The organism is Streptomyces bohaiensis (assembly GCF_012033785.1).
Taxonomy (GTDB): Bacteria; Actinomycetota; Actinomycetes; order Streptomycetales; family Streptomycetaceae; genus Streptomyces; species Streptomyces bohaiensis.
In genome coordinates this window covers 14,422-29,981 of record NZ_JAAVJC010000035.1, presented here as the reverse complement: position 1 = coordinate 29,981, position 15,560 = coordinate 14,422, and the positions used below count along the sequence as shown (strand labels likewise).

The window sequence follows — 15,560 nt, the reverse complement described above, 5'->3', positions numbered from 1 at the left end:
CGATGAGCTGGGCGACGGTGACGATGACGATGAGCGCCAGGATGATGACGAGCATGAAGTCGGTCTCGGAGCGGCGGTAGCCGTAGTTGAGGGCGATGGTGCCGAGGCCGCCGCCGCCCCGCCGCCGCGCCCCGCGCACCTCGGGCCGCCGATGCCGGAACAGAACGGCGCCGTGATGTCCCTGGCGGATCGTCAGGTGGCCCCGGCGCCCGTCGCCGTGGCCGCCGGATCCGTGCACCACGAGCCGGCCGCGGCGCCCGAGCAGCAGGCTCCCGACGCGCCGGCCCCGAGCGCACACGCCCCGGCGGAGGAGTCCCCGCCGGCCGTGCCGGTCGCGTCCGACGGGTTCACGGAACAGGCGCCGCTCGCGCCGCCGGCAGCCGGGCCCGCCCCGGAGGTGACCGCCGTCCCGGAGTCCGCCGTCCCGGAGCAGGCCGCCCCGGAGCCGGCTCCTTCGGAACCCGCCGCCCCGGAGGCAGCCGTAGCCGAACACCCCGCCGCGCCCGAGCCCGTGGCGCCCGCGCCCGCGCCGCCGCTCGGCCAGGAGGCAGCCGAGGCCGTCCCGCCGGCCGTCGATCCCGAGGCGCCCGAGGGCGCCTCCGTGTGGCCGACGCCGGCGACCGGCGAGGAGGCGCCGCCGGTGAACCAGCCGGCCGGTGCGCCCTCGTCCGAGCCGGGGCGGTAACGGAGCACCGGCGCCGTCACCTCCCGCAGCGCCACCGCCTGTCGCAGCAGCACCTGCCGCGGCACCACCGCCGGTCGCGCCACGGCCAGGGGCGTCAGGGGCCCCCGAGGAGTCCCCGGCGGCCCGGGCGTCGGAGGGGCCAGATGTGCCCGGGACGCCGGGGGCGCCCGGGGCGCCCTGGGTTCGGCCGGCGGCCGGACCGCATCCGCCGGGCGATGAACTCTCGGGCCTGGCGGCGGCGTTGCGGGCCGCAGCCGCAGGGGACGACCGGGTGGCCACCGCCCTGCTGACACGCTTCGACCGACTGGTGGGACGCCGTGTCCGGTCCGTGGAAGCGGCGCTCGCCTGGGACCGTGCCCTGCTGCGGCTCCGCGAGAACGGCTCAGCGAACCCGTGGTGCCACGAACGGCTGGTGTCGCAGGCCCGGTTGATCGTCGCCGAGAAGACGCATCGCCTGCTGGAGTCGCACCGCTGGGCGCAGGAGCAGCAGGCGAGGCTGCTCCAGGAGCTGTCCACGGCGCTCGCCGCCGTCACCGACCGGCCGGAGCTGGTCGCGACGCTGGAGCGACGGCTTCCCGAACTGGCCGTGCCGACCGTCCGGTTGCTGCCACCCGGAGCGGCGCCCACCACGAATGACCTGCCGTCCGACCGCCGGTGGACGGTGGTCGCGGAGCCCCTTCACGTCGGCCCCGAGCGGCTCGGCCACGCCCTGTTCGAGCTGGACGGCGACCTGCCGTCCGCCGAGCGGCAGGGGGCGCTGCTCCGCGCGCTCGGCGACCAGATCAGCGCGACGCTGCGCGGGGTCGCGCTCTTCGAGGAGCTGCGGCTGGCGCGTGACGCGGCCGAACGCACCAGCCGGGCGCAGACCCGGCTGCTGGACGACGCCACGAGCCGGCTGCGCGCCCCCGCCGCCGAGATCCTGCGGCTGACGCGGCCCGGCGAACCGGCGCAGGAAGCCGCCCTCCGCCTGCTGCGACGCGTCGAGGACCTGGTCACGCTCTCCCGGGCGGACCCGCGCGGACTGGAGCTGGACCGGCGGCTGCTGGATGTGGGCCCGCTGCTCCAGGAGGACGACGGGGCACAGCACCGGCCGGGCGGCCTCGCCCGCCCTGAGGCACCGCCGCCTGCCGGCGCCGCCCCTCCCCCGACGGATCACGCCTCGGCGGAGCGCGTCCCCGCCCCGGACCGGCTCCCGGTCGTCGTCGCCGACGCCGCGCAGTTGCGGCAGCTGCTCGCGCTGCTGCGCGGCGCGGCCCGCGCGGCGGAGACCGCCGAGCCCGTCCCGGCACCCGCCTTCACCGCGACGGTCGACCCGCCGCACCTCGTCGTCCGGCTCCCGGCCCCGGGGCTCCGCGCCCGCCCGGCGGACGAACGACCGTCCGACGAACAGCGCGCGCAGCGGCAGCCGGCGGCCACGGCGGGACCGGCCGGTGCGCCGTCCGCGACCATGACCACGCCCGCCGCACCGACCGCTCCGACCGCGACCCCGGCCGCGACGGCGGAGACCCCGGAGGTCCACACGGCGCGGGAGGCCCGGAGGCCACCGGAGTCGCGCGACACGGCTGCGACGGTCGACGGCGCGGCCGGGTGGGCGGCGGCACGGCGGATCGCGGTCCTCCACGGAGGCGACCTCACACTCCGACGGGGCACGGTGGAGCTGTGGTTGCCGCTGCCCACCCCCGCCGGGGCACTGGCCGCCCCGCGCCCGTCGACCGGCCCGCTGCTCGCCGTGGCGGACGCCTCGGCGCCGCCACCCGAAGCCGGTACCCTCGCCGCCCGCCTGGGGCAGGGCGTGCGCACCGCGCCCGGGCAACGCGGCGTCGCCCCGGAAGCGGGCGAGGCCCCGGGCTCGGGCGGGGCTCCGAGGTCGGGCGAGTCTCCGGGGCCGGGCGTCGCCCCGCCGGGCGAGGCCCCGGCCCTGCCGGCGGCGGTGCTCTGGGACACGGCCGACGCCGGGCCCCGCGCCTGGTCCCTCGCCCGGCGGCTGCACGACGACCCCGCGCTGCGCCACACCCCGTTCCTGCTGTACGGGGCGCGGGCCGCCGGCCACCCCGACCTGACGGCGGCGGTCACGGCGCTGCGCCCGGCGGAGCTGCGGCCCCCGGCAGTGGTCGCCGGCGGCGGCCGCCAGGATCGGGACCGGCTGCGGCGGCTGCTGGACGAGGTGCTCCCGGGGCGCACCGTGCGGACCGCGCCGGACGGCGCCGCGGCGTTGGCGATGCTCGCCGACGAGAAGGGCCAGGGGCCGCCCAGCCTGCTGGTCGTGGCGCGGGAGCTGCCCGACATGGAGGGGTTCGACCTGGTGGACCGGGCGGTCGAACTGACCGGCGCCGTGGGGGTACCGGTGCTCGTGCACAGCGGGGTCGGCTTCACCCCGGCGGATGTGCGGCGGGCCGAACCCCACCCGGGGGCCGTGTTGTTGGGGCACGGTGTGCTGGACGATCGGGAGCTGGCCGGACTGCTCAGCGCCCTGGCGTCCCGGCCGGGCCGTGCGGCGGCGCCGGTGCGGGCGGCCGTCGCACATCTGGAGGGCAACTACCCGCATCGGGTGACGCGTTGGCAGGTGGCGCGTGCCGCGGGGGTCACCGAGGACCATCTGGGGCGGCTCTTCCACCGCGAGCTCGGGCTGACGCTGTGGGACTACCTGACGCGGCTGCGGGTGCGGCACGCCCGGCGGTTGCTGCGGCAGAGCGACGACAGCGTCCCGGCGGTGGGCCGTGCCGTCGGGTTCCACGACCGCGCCCACTTCACGCGGGTCTTCCGCCGCCGGACCGGCGTCAGTCCGCACGCCTACCGCAGGGGCGAGGCGCACGCGGGCGGCGAGGAACCGGGCCCCGGGGCGGCGCTCCGGCCGTCACCCGGCGCGCGCGTACTCCACGAGCTGGACGCCGGAGTCGAAGCTCTGCGTGGACACCGGCCGGAACTCCGCGGCGGCGTACGGGACGTCCCCGAAGAGCGGGATGCCGGCGCCGAAGACCACCGGGCTGCGCTTGAGGATCAGCCGGTCGATCTCCGGGAGCAGTGAGCCGGCGAGCCGGCCGCCGCCGCAGAGGTAGATGCCCGCCCCGTCCTCCTGCTTCAGCTCTCGGACGGTCGCCAGCGCGTCAGCGGTGTAGGTGACGCCCTGCGGCGCCGCGTCCCGACGGCTGGTGGCGACGTACTCCCGCAGGTGCGCGTACGGTCGCTCGATGCCCACGTCGAGGGCGACGCGGTAGCTGTTCCATCCCTGGATGACCGTGTCGAAGCGGTCGCCGCGGGGCTCGACACCGAGCGCGGCGGCAACGTGCGCGGGCAGGGCGTCGGCGAACTCGCCGAGTTGGACGTCCATGTGGTCGCCGACGATCGGGAACGCGTCGTACGTCCCGTCCGGCGCCGCGATGTAGCCGTCGATCGACGTGGCAACGTAGTAGACCAGTTCTCGCATGGCCGCCCTCCCCGAGTCCGAAACACCGACCGGCGGACCGTAGCAGCAGTACCTCACGGTCACCCTCGCCCATCGGCCCACACTGCGAAGATCTCGAAAAGATCAACTTTTCACCGTAAGCACAGACACCACAACCAACGGTAACTTAACGTCCTGGGTGAACACGTTACGTGGATGAGCCGCGTACGGTCAGGGAGGGGTTGGGATGCACAACAGCAAGAAGCTGGGCACCATACTTGGCGGCTTGGCGATCGTCATGCTGGCAAGCGCCGTGCCCGCCCACGCGGAGGGCAGCTGGAGCTCAAGCATGAACGGCGTCCGCACTGGATTCGACTCCCGCACGTGGACTGACAACAACAGTGACAACGTCAGCACGAGGATCGCGCTGTCTGGGTGCAGCAACGGTGGGACGGGCGCACCCGTTACCAACACGCAGCTTCAGCTCACGCGTCAGACCGCCTGGTACCAGCCCGACGAGAACCGAGGCCGCTACACCTTCCACTGCAGCAGCTCGGATGCGAACGCGTTCGGCCGTCAGCCAGCGGGCAACTACCACTTCACCGTCACACGGATTCAGGGCAGCACCACAGGCTTCTACCTGAGCGTCCGCTCGGTAGCCGTGCAGTACTGATGCAATAGGTCTACGGTCCGTTTCTAGCGAAGGTTCACAGCTGTTGTCTGTCGAGTTCGAGTCCTGCACACATAGGTACCGTCGTGGTCCCCTCGTTCTTGACAGACTCAGCTTCGCCTTCCCCGCCGGGCGCACGGTGCTGCTCGGGCCGAACGGCGCGGGCAAGTCCACGGTGCTGGCGCTGGCCGCCTCCGCGCTGCGTCCGAGCGCCGGTTCGGTGCGGTTCGGCGCTCTCGACCCGGCGGTCCGGTCCCAACTGCGGTCCTACCGAAGGGATGTCGGCTGGCTGCCGCAGCAGGTGACGGCGGTGCCCGGCATGACGTGCCGGGAGCAGGTCGCGTACGCGGGCTGGCTGAAGGGCATGGCGCGCGGCGAGGCGTGGACGGGGGCCGTCCCGGCGCTGGACCGCGTCGGGCTCGCCAAGAAGGCCGACCAGCAGGCCAGTTCACTCTCGGGCGGCCAGCTGCGGCGGGTGGGCGTCGCGCAGACGCTGGTGCACGCGGCACGGCTGGTGCTGATGGACGAGCCCACCGCCGGGCTGGACCCGGCGCAGCGCACCGCGTTCCGCCGGACCGTCGAGCGGCTGTCGGAGGTGGCCGACGTGATCGTCTCCACCCATCAGACCGAGGACCTGTGGGAGGTCTACGACCACGTCGTCGTCCTCGCCGGGGGCACCGTCCGGTTCCTCGGCACCGTGGACGCGTTCCGCGCGCTCGCCCCGCCGGGCGCCGCCGCCGGCCGAGAGGCCGAGGCGGCCTACGCGGCGGTGCTCGGGGACGGTGAGGAGTGATGGTCTTCCGGCTTCACCTCCGCGCCAACGCCGCGTTCGCGGCGGCCGGGCCGCTGCTCGTGGTGGTGCTGCTGTACGTGTTCGCGGAGGAAGTGGGCGGCGGGCCGGACGGTTACTGGGTCGCCGGTACCGCGAAGGCCGTCTCGGCGCTGATGTTCATCGCGCCGGTGGTCGCCGCGTGCGCCGCCTGGGAGGCGGGGCGGTTGCGGCGTGCGGGCGTCGCGGGCGGCGCCCCGGTGCGCGGCGGGTTCCGCATCGCCATGGCGTCGCTCTCCCCGGTGCTGGCACTGGGGTTGCTGGCGCTGCTCGTCTCCCTGGTCGGCGTGCGGGTGGGGATGGCGGCGGCGCCGGGGTGGCCGGAGCCGACGATCCTGGCAGCAGCCGTGGTGACGCTGTGCGGGTGGCTCGCCGTCGGGTACGCGCTCGGCGTGTGGCTGCCGCCCGCCGCGTCCGTGCCTCTGGCGCTCGTCGGCGGCTACCTGTGGCAGGTGTACCCGCCGGCGCTGGAACCGCTGTGGCTGCGGCACCTCACCCAGCCCGCGCGGGGCTGCTGCACCAGCGCCGACGCGGTGGCCGCCGGTGGGCTGTCCGGCCCGGCGCTGGCCGCCGTCGCGCTGGCGGGAACGGCCGTCGCCGCCGCCGCGCTGTCGCGCCGGGCACCGCGCCGGGGAGCGCCGGGTGGGGCGCGGTCGGTGCTGGTGACGGCCGTGGCGCTGCTTGTCGCCTCGGCCACCGGGGTGGCTGCGGTGCGGGCGGTGTCCGGGCTCGGCCCGGACGCCGTGGCGGCACGGTCGGCCGACGAACTGGTCTGCGCCGACGCGGGCGCCGCGACGCGGGTGTGCGTCTGGCCGGAGCACGAGCGGCGGCTGGACGAGACCGTCGAGGTGGTGCGGACCGCCGTCGCCGGCCTGGCCCCGGTCGGCATCGCACCGCCGGCGCTGGTCACCGAACTCCCGCACCAGGCAGCTCAGTACGAGCCGGCAGCGGGCGGCGAGGACGGCGCTGTGACGGGCGGCGCCGTGACGGACGGCGCCGCGACGGACGACAGCGCCTCGGGCGGCACCCCGCCGTCCACCGGCTCGCCGGACCAGTGGACGATCACCGTCCGCGCGGCAACCTCGTTCACCACGGACGACATCCGCGCCGGCCTCGCGGCCGACCTCGCCGGAGCGCTGCTCGACGGCGGCAGCCGCACACCGGCGGCCGACTGCCCCGCCGACCCGGCGGACGCCGCCGACCAGGGTTTCCAGGCCGCGAACCACCTCTTCGCCTGGCTCGCCGTCCGCGCCGGGACGGAACCGCAGGAAGCACGCGACCGGTTCGACCCGCAGCTGTGGACAGCGGTCGGGGCGGCCCTGGACGGCGACGACGCCGCGCAGGCCGCCTGGTTCCGCGCCACGCTCGACCGTGCGGGGTGCGCGCCGCGATGACCTGGTGGTCCCGTACCCGGCGACTGCCGCTGCTCGCCGCCTGCCTGGTCGCCTGCTGGCTGCTGGTCGTGCCGTTCGCGGACGCGTCCCTGCCCGTACCGCAGTTGGGCGGTGCCACCGCGGCCGACGTACCGCTGCTGCTCTTCGCGCCGCTGCTGCCGGTGGTGGCGCTGATCGTCTGCTGCGGCGGAGCACCGGCGCACGAGGCGACCACCGTGCGCCGCGTCGGTGCCCGCGACGCCGCGCTGGCAGCAGCACTCCCGGCGGCCACCGCCGTCGTGGTGGGGGTGGCGGTGCTCGCAGGGTTCGGGGCCGGTGACGGCAGTGGGGGTTCGCCGCTCTGGTCCGTGGTGCGCAACCTCGGCGCCTACACCGGTCTGGCGCTGCTCGCCCGCGCGGAGTTCGGCCACCACGCGGCGACCCTGCTGCCCACCCTGACGGCGCTGACCGTGGCGGTCTTCGGCTACGGCCCGGAGCAGCGGGCCCACTGGTGGGCCTGGCCCGCAGCCGAACCCGCCGACCCGCTGGCCTGGGCCGGCTCGGCCGCCCTCCTGACCCTCGGCCTCGCCCGCACGGTCAGCCGCGACCGCCCCGCCCCCCGCTGAGCCAGCGGGACACGGCAGCGCTCCGGGCCCACGGGCGCTGCCGTCAGGAGTGGAAGCGCCTGCCCGGCACCGTGGCGGTGAAGCGACTCCATACCTCGGGCGAGAAGGAGATCATCGGCCCCGCGCCCGCATGCTTCGTGTCGCGCACGAGCACTGCCGGTTGGTTGTCCGCCACCTCGACGCAGCTGTTGTCGCCAGAGCCGGTGTAGCTGCTGGTACGCCAGTTGGGCTGGCAGGACTCACTCACGCGTGCCCTCCTCCATTGAGACTGCGGAAACCGAAGCCCCCCTTGCGCGCTTACGCCACGCCAGGGGGGCAGACGACGGCGCGGCTGTTCGGCCCGAACCTCAACGGCTTGAGCTTTCGCGCTGCGCAGCGGTGAAGTGCCCCCAGGCCCCCGGTGAGAAAGAGATCATCGGCCCCGCGCCGGCGTGCTTCGTGTCGCGCACGAGGACCGACGGATGGTCGTCCGCGACCTCGACGCAGTTGTTGTCACCGTTCCCGCTGTAGCTGCTCGTGCGCCAGTTGGGCTGGGCGGTGTTCACGTTGAGTGCTCCTTCACTGCTTCGCGGATGGCTTCCGCTGACGCCTCTTGGTCCAGCGCTCTAGCCTGAAGACGATCGAAGAGGATGTCTTGGCGGGTCACGCTCTCTTGCTCTTCGACCAGGATGCCGGAGTAGTTGCCCTCCGTGTAGGCGTAGCGGTCCCCGTCAGGCAACTGACCGATCGAGATGGACCCGCTCAGAGCTGCGGCGTCAGCCTTGTGAAACGGCAGGACTTGGACGTGGACCCGCGGTCGCTGTGCCATCCGCAAGACATGCTCCAGTTGCTCGCGCATGACTTCGCGCGAGCCGACCACCTGCCTCAGCGCTGCTTCGCCCAGAACCACCCACAGCCACGGGGGCGATCCCCCATCCAACGCCTCTTGCCTGGCCATTCGCGGAGCAAGACGTTCGTCAATCTCGAACTCTGAGTAGACCTGAGCGGCTTCCATCAGCGCTCGGGCGTAGCCGGGCGTCTGGAGCAAGCCGGGGATCAAGTGGGCGAACTCGTAGATGAGGCGGGCCTTGCCTTGGAGAGCGAGGAAGCGGGCGGACCAGCTCGGGTAGGGCTGCTTGCTGATCAGGTGCCACAGCTCCTCCAGCTCCTCGTCGATGTCCAGCACCTGTTCGATCTGCTTCATCATCTTGAACGTCGGCGGATCAGTGGCCAGTTCGATCTGCGCCACGCGGTTCGGGGAGGTGAAGAGCGTCCCCGCGAGCTGGCTCTGCGTGAGCCCCTTGCGCTCCCGAGCCCGCCGGACCTTGGCCCCGAGCAGTGCCGCCACTGAGCCTCGCGGGTTGAGTTCCTTGCCCTTGCCTGCCACCGGTGCCCCCTGCGTGCAGTGTGCGGGCTTTCTTCAAGACCGCACGGATTGAAGCCGTCACCCCTGGCGATCACCCAGTCGCTCAGGGAAACCTTGATGGCACAAGAAGCTACCTGCTGGCGGGCACTGCCGTGCGCGCTTTGCGAAGTTTGCACCTGTTGATGAGGGTTGTAGCCCAGGTGAGAGAGCTGGTCAGGGACAGGAAGGAGTGCCATGTACGGCCTGGCACTGAAAGTCGCCACCGAACGAACGACAGCGGCAGTTGCTGCCGCGTCGAACGCGAAGCGGTGATCGGTGGACGACCGCCCGCCCGGAGCGGTGCCGGACGACGCCACGAGCCCCGCCGGGGAGCTGCGCCGCCGCATCGCGGCGCTGTCCCGGGCGATCGACGAGCACTTGGCGGTGCTGGAACGTCATCGCGGCACCGTGCCTCCGTCGACCGAGAGCGACCGAACTGGTTCGCCCGAGGGCGAGGAGACATGACCTCCGGCGCTTCGCTCGACGGCATCTGGTGCGAGGTGGTCGCACGGAGTCCGGAGGCCGGTGGTGAGTGGTACCTCGGCGGGCACTGGGCGGACTGCGCGCCCGAGGCCATGGCCTGGTTGCGGCGCCAGGCGCTGCGGCTCGCGGATGCGCTGGAGCCCACTCCCGTGGCGTCGCCGTTCCCCATCTGGACGCTCACACCGGTGAGCAGCGGTGACGGGTCGCCCGCCCAGGTATTCCGCGACTGGGCAGATGACCACGCATTCCAGCAGGTGCAGCGTGCCGCGCTCGCCGCCGGGCGCCCGATCAGCACCAACGCCCGCGGACCGGACCGCGTCGACGGCTGCGGCGAGGTGGACGTCCTGTACTCGCTCTCGGCCCGCCCGATCCTCCGCCGGCGGCTCGCACCCCTGCCCGCTCCGGCCGCAGTCGGCCCCACGCCACCCCGCCTGATTGCTACACCCCGCCACCACCGCGCACAGGAGACGACGCAACCCGTGTACGAGGACATCAGCTTCACCAACTCCGACCGCGAGGCCGCCGAGGAAGCCGCCCGCGAACTGTTCAACCACATCAAGCACCTCGGGGTCCGGCTGGACGACATCGACGTCATCGACCCGTGCGACGGCTGCCGCCGCCGTGACTACCGCATCCAGCTCGGCCACCTCACCCACGAAGAGGTGACCGTGCTCAACAGCGCGCTCGACAGACGGCGTTCGCGCACCGAGGACGACGGCTGCGGCGACGGTCCGGCAACATAACCGCGCTGCGAGCGGCACCAGCCGTGCGGGCACGCAGCCTCCGGCTGACTGCGGACGAGATCCGTATCGGCGACCTGGTCACCTTCGGCGGGACGGCACTGGCCGTCACGTTCCGGGAGCATCGCGGCGGGGTCGTCCGCCTGGAACTCGGCACAGTCGCCCGGGTCACGCTCGCCCCCGCTGTCGCCGTGACCGTCACCCGGCCGAACCGGCACCTCCCCGGCCAGCCACGCCCCGCGCTCCCGGGCCGACGCCGCGCGGCAGACGCCCCGGCCGGACGCGCCGACCGGGGACGTACGGGCGGCCCGTGACGCCACCGCTCCCGTGCGGCCGGAGCGCCGGGGCCGGGGCGAGGGCGAATCGCTCGCCGGTGGCTGGTGGCGGTGGCGCGGGGCGCGGGGCGCCGGAAAAGCGGCGGCCGACGGCCGGGGCGCACGGCTACGGTGTCGGCATGACCCACGACCCCGCGCCCCTCGGCGACCCGGCCGAACTGCCCCGCGCCGAGTTCGCGTTCCCCGGCCCGCTGCGCGACAAGCTGGTGGCGGCGATCCTCGACGGCTCCAAAACGGCGACGACCGGGCTGCTGCTCGACTACGAGCACGAGGGCGAGCCGCTGCCGGAGGTGGGTGCCCGGTCCGTGGTGGTCGACTCGGCGGACCGGCCCGTCGCCGTCATCGAGATCACCGACGTACGCATCGTGCCCCTGGGCGACGTGGACCTCGCCCACGCCGTGGACGAGGGAGAAGGCGACACCACCGTCGCCGGCTGGCGCGCCGCCCACGAGCGGTTCTGGCACAGCGACGAAATGCGCGCGGCCCTCGACGACCCGACGTTCACCGTGGACGACACCACCCCGGTCGTCCTCGAACGCTTCCACCTCCTCACCGACCTCCGCAGCGAGGCCGACGCACCCTGAACGGCCCCGGCAGGGCGCGCGCTGTGCCATGCGCCCGTGAGCCCTTCGGTCACTAGGCTGGCCGGATGCCGGATCTCGACGAACCCGTCCACGTCGTCGCCGCCGCCCCCGAGTGGGCGGATCAGGGACGAGACCTGGCGCGCGACGTCGGGCGGCTGGTCGAGCAGGAGTCGGCCGCAGCCGTCGTCGCACACATCGGCTCGACGGCTGTCCCCGGGCTGGACGCAAAGCCGATCATCGACCTCCAAGTCGGCTGCCGAAGGAGCGAGGTACCCGCCGTCGTGGCCGCGCTTCGCCGCGCGGGGTACGACCACCTCGGCACCGCCGGTGTTCCAGGCCGGGAGTACCTGCGCACGCGAGGCGAACCGCCGGTCAACGTCCATGTGGTCGAGCGAGACGGCTCGTTGTGGCGCGACAACATCCTCTTCCGCGACTATCTGGCCGCCCACCCCGCATCGGCCAACCGCTACGCCGCCGCCAAGCGGGAAGCAGCCCGGCGCGCCCCGGCGCTCCTCGCCTACTCCGACGCCAAGGCAGCCGTCGTAGCCGACCTCATGGCCGCAGCCCACACCCACGAGGCGACCCGCTGCCCTTCATGCCACGGCAGGCAGTGATCGCCCGAGTGGTGAGTTCTGCCGGGCGCGAGCTGCGTGACCTCACGAGCGGGCAGACCTCGGCTCGACACGACCGGGCCGGGCCGGGCCGGCGATTTTGACGTCGCCGCGCCCCTGGAGGCCGCGTGGTTACGGGTGCCGAAGGAAAGCGCAACCGAGAACGTCACCCCAGGCTGTGGCGTCCGGGGTCGCACTCCCCCGTGAGGGGTTCCAATCAGCTCACCATCTGTCTCGCGGGGGTGCCCCACTCATCGCCGCCTGGCCCGATCTCATGGCAGCATGAACGTCCGAGAAGGCGGCGGCAAGTTCCAAGGAGATCAAGTGGGCCCGACTGAACCCCCGTTGATCCAGCGATTCAGGTCCTGGCTCGAGCCGGCGCCTTCGGCGGAGGATGCTGCTCGAGAGCGGTTCTTCACGGACGGCCTGGTCGTCCTCGACACGAACATCCTACTGAGTCTGTACGAGTACACCGAGTCTGCTCGCGAGGACGTGTTCACGGCGCTGGAGGCCGTATCGGAGCGGCTCTGGATGCCGCATCAGGTGGGCCTGGAGTTCGTACGTGGACGGCGAGGCACCCTGGAGTCACGCAAGGCCGCTCTCGACACCTCCGCCAAGGAGGTCAATCAGCACCTGACGAAGGCGGTGGCGTCGGTCATCGCAGCACGCAACGTCGTGGTCCGACAGCTTGCTAAGTACGGGGCAGCACTCGATGTTGGTGACGAACTGACGAAGGTTATCAGCGATGCTTCGGTGAAAGATCTACTGCTGAAGAATCGCGAACTACTCAAAGCGCACCTCGAGGGACTCAAGTCACAGCACGGGCTACCGCAGGGCCTCGCCGGACCCAATGACCCCGTTCTCCTCCGCGTTGCTCACATGTACGGCGACCGCATCGGCACTCAACCCAATGACTCCGTTCTGCGAGCACGAATCGAAGAAGCTGTAGACTTTCGGTTTCCGAATGAAATTCCCCCCGGCTACCGGGATTTCGGCAAGGAAACCCCCATGAAGGCAGCCGGTGATTTTCTTCTCTGGGAAGAAGTCATCGAACACGCGCAGAGCCTCCCGACTGGGTCCCGCATCCTCTTCGTCTCGAACGACACAAAGGAAGACTGGTATGAGAGCAGGAAGGGCTCCGGCGACACACAGCGGCCATGGCCCATGCTATTTGACGAAGTACGCAAGCGAACCGGCACGGAACTTCGCATCGAAACCCCCTCTCTTTTCTACGCCGGAATCAAGCAGTTTCTCCACACCGGTCTCGACGCGAATACGTACGAAGAAATCGAGCGAATTTCGTCAGCCCAGGACATCCCGGTCGGCGAGGATGAGGGGACCAGTCTCGTCACTGTGCATAGCGCGACCCACCTGGCGCCGCCTCGAGGCCTCGCCACCGAAGCATCCCGTGCTATTGGGCTCACCACGACAGGGACGCAGGCTGCGCTGAAGTCGTCGGCGCCATCGTTCCGTATCTTCCAGTGGTGGATCATCGGTGTCACCGCACAGCTGGGACGCCGAGAGGCATCGGCCTCCGAGGTCAAGATTGATATCGCTGCTGCGGTTCGAGGTGACAAGCCCACGCACGGCCAGTGGGAACCTGCGACCAGGCTCAGGCCAGGAGACTGGGTCCACCGTGAATCCTGCTGGATCGCGTCCTGGTTCATCCGGCTCCTCCACGAGCTGCCGAGGTCCGACCACGACGTCCTCCGAAGCCTCGCCGCGCAGCAGGCCGAGGCGAACCGATCGGATTCTGACTAGACCGGCCCGCAGCCGCAGGCCGCCCGAAGAGACCCGGCGCACGTACCCACCCAGCAATCCGCCGCGCTCTACTGCAGAGCAACGCGCCGAAGAGGAGCTATGGAGAACGAGGAAGCCTACGCCGCCTGGAACCGCCACAAACCAAATACCGAGTTCGCGGTGAGGCAACTGGCGGACTTGCTGGGCGCGACCGATGAGTCAGCCGAAGCGATCTTCAGCGCCTACCTGTTCGCAAAAAAGGACTTGGCTCGCTCGATGCAAGAACTGCTTCGCGCCACGCTACCGCCGTCCCGTCCCGCATTCGAAGAACTGCGTTCGCGCGTGAGCGAATCTCTGCAGGAGCGCTTTGGCCAGCAGATCCCCGCGAAATACTTGGCGGTCCCGTACGACTCCGTTGCCTGCCAGGATCTCTTCGGAATCCTGCGCGAAAACCTGGGAAAGCCAGTGGATACGGCCGTCCTGCGCGCCATCAATACGGATGACGTCCACACTGAACGCCGCATTCGCGAACTACGTGAGCTTGGCCTCCGTATCGATTCGGTGAAGAACAACGGGGTTGGCGGCTATCGACTGTCATCGCTGAAGCTCGACCACACCCAGCTGCCGAAGTTTGTCACCAAAGCGATCAAGAATTCTTCCCTACCTGAAGAAGAGAAGAATAATCTGATCTCTACTCCCGCCGCATGACCTGAGCTGACGCGTGGGAAACTCCCGCGCGTCAGCTGATCTTGGAGCGGCGCTGGGTGAAGAGATCGTGGCGCCGATGGTCTTCTTGCCCGGTGAACCCCTTGAACTCACCGATCCTGTATGCGGCGGCGCCGTTGGAGCGCGCAACGGTCATAATCTCGAAGTCGTGCTTGAGGTGATTGAGGTGCCGCTCCACTGAAGGTTGGTCCATGACAGTTCCCGCAACCGAGAGCTTGGCGATAATCTGGTCGACTGAAAGTGCTCGAGTACTGCCGCGCAACAGCTTGTACACGGGATCAGTGACGATATCCGCGGTCTCGACTAGGGCTTGAGGTACGCCGCGCTTCGTCAGTGCTTGGTAGAGAGAATCTCCGAGCTTCTTGGCGACTGGAGGCGGGAAGGCATTTCCGATCTGGCGATACACGCTGGTCTTCCGGCCGTGGAACCGCCAACGGAAGTCGTCAGCCCCCTCGGGGACTTCCCTATCCGCGTCCTGCCAGCCTTGAATGCGGGCGACCATGGCCGTGGTCAACTTCGGGCGCGGCCGACCTTCGATGACAGGCGGCCCGGCAGCAGGTGGCGCTTCGTTTGCGACGCCCATGGCGTCGACGCCCTTCTCAGCCCATGCGCGCTTCGCGCGCGTGGGCCCCAGGTCGGCTCCGCCGTGCTTCTTCGACCCTCCAACGATGGTGGGCGCAATGCCGGTGGCACCGTCGGCCCACTCTCGAGCCCCCGTCCAGCCGTTCTCCGACATGAGGTCTACCAGCAGCTCGCCTACAGACTTGGCGCCGCCGGGCTCAGGCTCCGGCCACCGGAAGTACGGCGCGTACTCCTCCTTGAGTGCGACCAGGACGAAGCGCGGACGCAGCTGGGAGACGCCGAAGTCGTCTGCCTGGAGAAGCTTCCAGTCTGCGATGTACCCGTGCTCTTTGAGCCGGTCAAGGACATGCTGGCGGTAGCCCGCGAAGCGGTTGGCGCTGAGCCCGCGCACGTTCTCGAGCAGCAGGGCTTTCGGCTGCACCTTTCCGCAGAGCTCGATCGCCCAGGCAAAGAGATCGCGCTCGTCGCTCGACCCGAGCTGTCTGCCCGCGATACTGAAGGGAGGGCACGGAACTCCGCCCGCGAGGAGGTCAAGGTCCTCAGCATCAACGGCCGGGTTCCAGACAGCAGGGTCCGCAACGTCGCCAACCTTGACAGAGTCGCGTGCCTCGTCCTCGCTGTACCCGAGGAACTCAACAAGGTTGCGACGCAGTGTCTCGGCAGCCTTGTCATCGAGCTCAATGGCTAGGCGGTGACGGAAGCCTGCCCGCTCCAGGCCCAGGGTCTGGCCGCCCGCACCCGCGCAGATCTCGACCACCTCAAGCGGCTTCTCAGGCCCGACAGCCGACATAGCGATCTCCCTCCAGCACG

Annotated in this window: 17 protein-coding genes and 2 pseudogenes; 13 read left to right on the top strand and 6 right to left on the bottom strand. The window is 71.3% G+C overall.

Going from position 1 to position 15,560, the window contains the following annotated elements; translation table 11 throughout:
* Nucleotides 1–241, bottom strand: a pseudogene (locus HCN52_RS07160) (hypothetical protein); the annotation flags it as partial.
* An 84-nt stretch (nucleotides 242–325) separates the two neighbouring features.
* On the opposite strand from HCN52_RS07160, the gene HCN52_RS07155 reads away from it, so the two are divergent.
* Together HCN52_RS07155 and HCN52_RS26120 are read left to right on the top strand one after the other, a co-directional pair.
* Nucleotides 326–685 carry a hypothetical protein gene (locus tag HCN52_RS07155; RefSeq protein ID WP_168087515.1) on the top strand — a complete coding sequence of 120 codons (360 nt, stop codon included), beginning with the start codon at nucleotides 326–328 and terminating at the stop codon, nucleotides 683–685.
* Between the two features lie 1,447 nt (nucleotides 686–2,132).
* Nucleotides 2,133–3,473, top strand: a pseudogene (locus tag HCN52_RS26120) (helix-turn-helix transcriptional regulator); the annotation flags it as partial.
* A 66-nt stretch (nucleotides 3,474–3,539) separates the two neighbouring features.
* Here the strand turns inward: HCN52_RS26120 and HCN52_RS07150 are convergent.
* On the bottom strand, nucleotides 3,540–4,109 hold the full coding sequence (locus HCN52_RS07150) for a dihydrofolate reductase family protein (RefSeq protein WP_168087514.1): 570 nt from the start codon (nucleotides 4,107–4,109) through the stop codon (nucleotides 3,540–3,542).
* 205 nt (nucleotides 4,110–4,314) lie between these two features.
* Here HCN52_RS07150 and HCN52_RS07145 point away from each other — a divergent pair, with 205 nt between their 5' ends.
* From HCN52_RS07145 to HCN52_RS07130, 4 genes are read left to right on the top strand one after another with little or no spacing between them, the layout of a single operon-like run.
* A complete protein-coding gene (locus HCN52_RS07145; protein ID WP_168087513.1) occupies nucleotides 4,315–4,740 on the top strand; it encodes a hypothetical protein in 426 nt (141 codons plus the stop codon).
* Nucleotides 4,741–4,783: 43 nt separating this feature from the next.
* Nucleotides 4,784–5,530, top strand: a complete 747-nt coding sequence (locus HCN52_RS07140) for an ATP-binding cassette domain-containing protein (protein WP_168087512.1) — start codon at nucleotides 4,784–4,786, stop codon at nucleotides 5,528–5,530.
* Nucleotides 5,530–6,960: a DUF7224 domain-containing protein gene (locus tag HCN52_RS07135; protein ID WP_168087511.1), complete on the top strand. Its 1,431-nt coding sequence runs from the start codon at nucleotides 5,530–5,532 to the stop codon at nucleotides 6,958–6,960. The genes HCN52_RS07140 and HCN52_RS07135 overlap by 1 nt, the downstream gene beginning before the upstream one ends.
* Complete coding sequence (locus HCN52_RS07130) at nucleotides 6,957–7,565, top strand: hypothetical protein (protein WP_168087510.1); 609 nt, start codon at nucleotides 6,957–6,959, stop codon at nucleotides 7,563–7,565. The genes HCN52_RS07135 and HCN52_RS07130 overlap by 4 nt, the downstream gene beginning before the upstream one ends.
* 43 nt (nucleotides 7,566–7,608) lie before the next feature.
* Here the strand turns inward: HCN52_RS07130 and HCN52_RS07125 are convergent, their stop codons facing one another.
* From HCN52_RS07125 to HCN52_RS07115, 3 genes are all read right to left on the bottom strand, one after another.
* A complete protein-coding gene (locus HCN52_RS07125) occupies nucleotides 7,609–7,812 on the bottom strand; it encodes a DUF397 domain-containing protein (RefSeq protein ID WP_168087509.1) in 204 nt (67 codons plus the stop codon).
* A gap of 100 nt (nucleotides 7,813–7,912) precedes the next feature.
* Nucleotides 7,913–8,110, bottom strand: coding sequence for a DUF397 domain-containing protein (locus HCN52_RS07120; protein WP_168087508.1), 198 nt, complete (start codon nucleotides 8,108–8,110; stop codon nucleotides 7,913–7,915).
* Complete coding sequence (locus HCN52_RS07115) at nucleotides 8,107–8,931, bottom strand: helix-turn-helix domain-containing protein (RefSeq protein ID WP_168087507.1); 825 nt, start codon at nucleotides 8,929–8,931, stop codon at nucleotides 8,107–8,109. Before HCN52_RS07115 ends, HCN52_RS07120 begins: the two co-directional genes overlap by 4 nt.
* Before the next feature lie 294 nt (nucleotides 8,932–9,225).
* Between HCN52_RS07115 and HCN52_RS07110 the strand changes: the two genes are divergently transcribed.
* The 7 genes from HCN52_RS07110 (at nucleotide 9,226) to HCN52_RS07080 (ending at nucleotide 14,150) form a co-directional block, all read left to right on the top strand.
* Entirely contained in the window at nucleotides 9,226–9,414 is a 189-nt protein-coding gene (locus HCN52_RS07110; RefSeq protein ID WP_168087506.1) for a hypothetical protein, read from the top strand.
* On the top strand, nucleotides 9,411–10,175 hold the full coding sequence (locus HCN52_RS07105) for a hypothetical protein (protein ID WP_168087505.1): 765 nt from the start codon (nucleotides 9,411–9,413) through the stop codon (nucleotides 10,173–10,175). The genes HCN52_RS07110 and HCN52_RS07105 overlap by 4 nt, the downstream gene beginning before the upstream one ends.
* A gap of 23 nt (nucleotides 10,176–10,198) precedes the next feature.
* A complete protein-coding gene (locus HCN52_RS07100) occupies nucleotides 10,199–10,486 on the top strand; it encodes a hypothetical protein (protein ID WP_168087504.1) in 288 nt (95 codons plus the stop codon).
* Between the two features lie 140 nt (nucleotides 10,487–10,626).
* Nucleotides 10,627–11,091 carry an ASCH domain-containing protein gene (locus HCN52_RS07095; protein ID WP_168087503.1) on the top strand — a complete coding sequence of 155 codons (465 nt, stop codon included), beginning with the start codon at nucleotides 10,627–10,629 and terminating at the stop codon, nucleotides 11,089–11,091.
* A 65-nt stretch (nucleotides 11,092–11,156) separates the two neighbouring features.
* Nucleotides 11,157–11,705 (top strand): GrpB family protein, encoded by a 549-nt coding sequence (locus tag HCN52_RS07090; RefSeq protein WP_168087502.1) that lies wholly within the window; start codon nucleotides 11,157–11,159, stop codon nucleotides 11,703–11,705.
* A 279-nt stretch (nucleotides 11,706–11,984) separates the two neighbouring features.
* Nucleotides 11,985–13,463, top strand: a complete 1,479-nt coding sequence (locus HCN52_RS07085) for a PIN-like domain-containing protein (protein WP_168087501.1) — start codon at nucleotides 11,985–11,987, stop codon at nucleotides 13,461–13,463.
* A 99-nt stretch (nucleotides 13,464–13,562) separates the two neighbouring features.
* Nucleotides 13,563–14,150: a KpnI family restriction enzyme N-terminal domain-containing protein gene (locus HCN52_RS07080; RefSeq protein WP_168087500.1), complete on the top strand. Its 588-nt coding sequence runs from the start codon at nucleotides 13,563–13,565 to the stop codon at nucleotides 14,148–14,150.
* Between the two features lie 31 nt (nucleotides 14,151–14,181).
* Here the strand turns inward: HCN52_RS07080 and HCN52_RS07075 are convergent, their stop codons facing one another.
* Nucleotides 14,182–15,540 (bottom strand): DNA cytosine methyltransferase, encoded by a 1,359-nt coding sequence (locus HCN52_RS07075; RefSeq protein ID WP_168087499.1) that lies wholly within the window; start codon nucleotides 15,538–15,540, stop codon nucleotides 14,182–14,184.
* Nucleotides 15,541–15,560 lie beyond the last annotated feature (20 nt).

Coding starts and splice junctions, on each gene's coding strand:
- HCN52_RS07150 (WP_168087514.1), bottom strand. CDS start 4,109: ATGCGAGAACTGGTCTACTACGTTGCCACGTCGATCGACGGCTACATC.
- HCN52_RS07145 (WP_168087513.1), top strand. CDS start 4,315: ATGCACAACAGCAAGAAGCTGGGCACCATACTTGGCGGCTTGGCGATC.
- HCN52_RS07135 (WP_168087511.1), top strand. CDS start 5,530: ATGGTCTTCCGGCTTCACCTCCGCGCCAACGCCGCGTTCGCGGCGGCC.
- HCN52_RS07130 (WP_168087510.1), top strand. CDS start 6,957: ATGACCTGGTGGTCCCGTACCCGGCGACTGCCGCTGCTCGCCGCCTGC.
- HCN52_RS07105 (WP_168087505.1), top strand. CDS start 9,411: ATGACCTCCGGCGCTTCGCTCGACGGCATCTGGTGCGAGGTGGTCGCA.
- HCN52_RS07095 (WP_168087503.1), top strand. CDS start 10,627: ATGACCCACGACCCCGCGCCCCTCGGCGACCCGGCCGAACTGCCCCGC.
- HCN52_RS07090 (WP_168087502.1), top strand. CDS start 11,157: ATGCCGGATCTCGACGAACCCGTCCACGTCGTCGCCGCCGCCCCCGAG.
- HCN52_RS07085 (WP_168087501.1), top strand. CDS start 11,985: ATGAACGTCCGAGAAGGCGGCGGCAAGTTCCAAGGAGATCAAGTGGGC.
- HCN52_RS07080 (WP_168087500.1), top strand. CDS start 13,563: ATGGAGAACGAGGAAGCCTACGCCGCCTGGAACCGCCACAAACCAAAT.
- HCN52_RS07075 (WP_168087499.1), bottom strand. CDS start 15,540: ATGTCGGCTGTCGGGCCTGAGAAGCCGCTTGAGGTGGTCGAGATCTGC.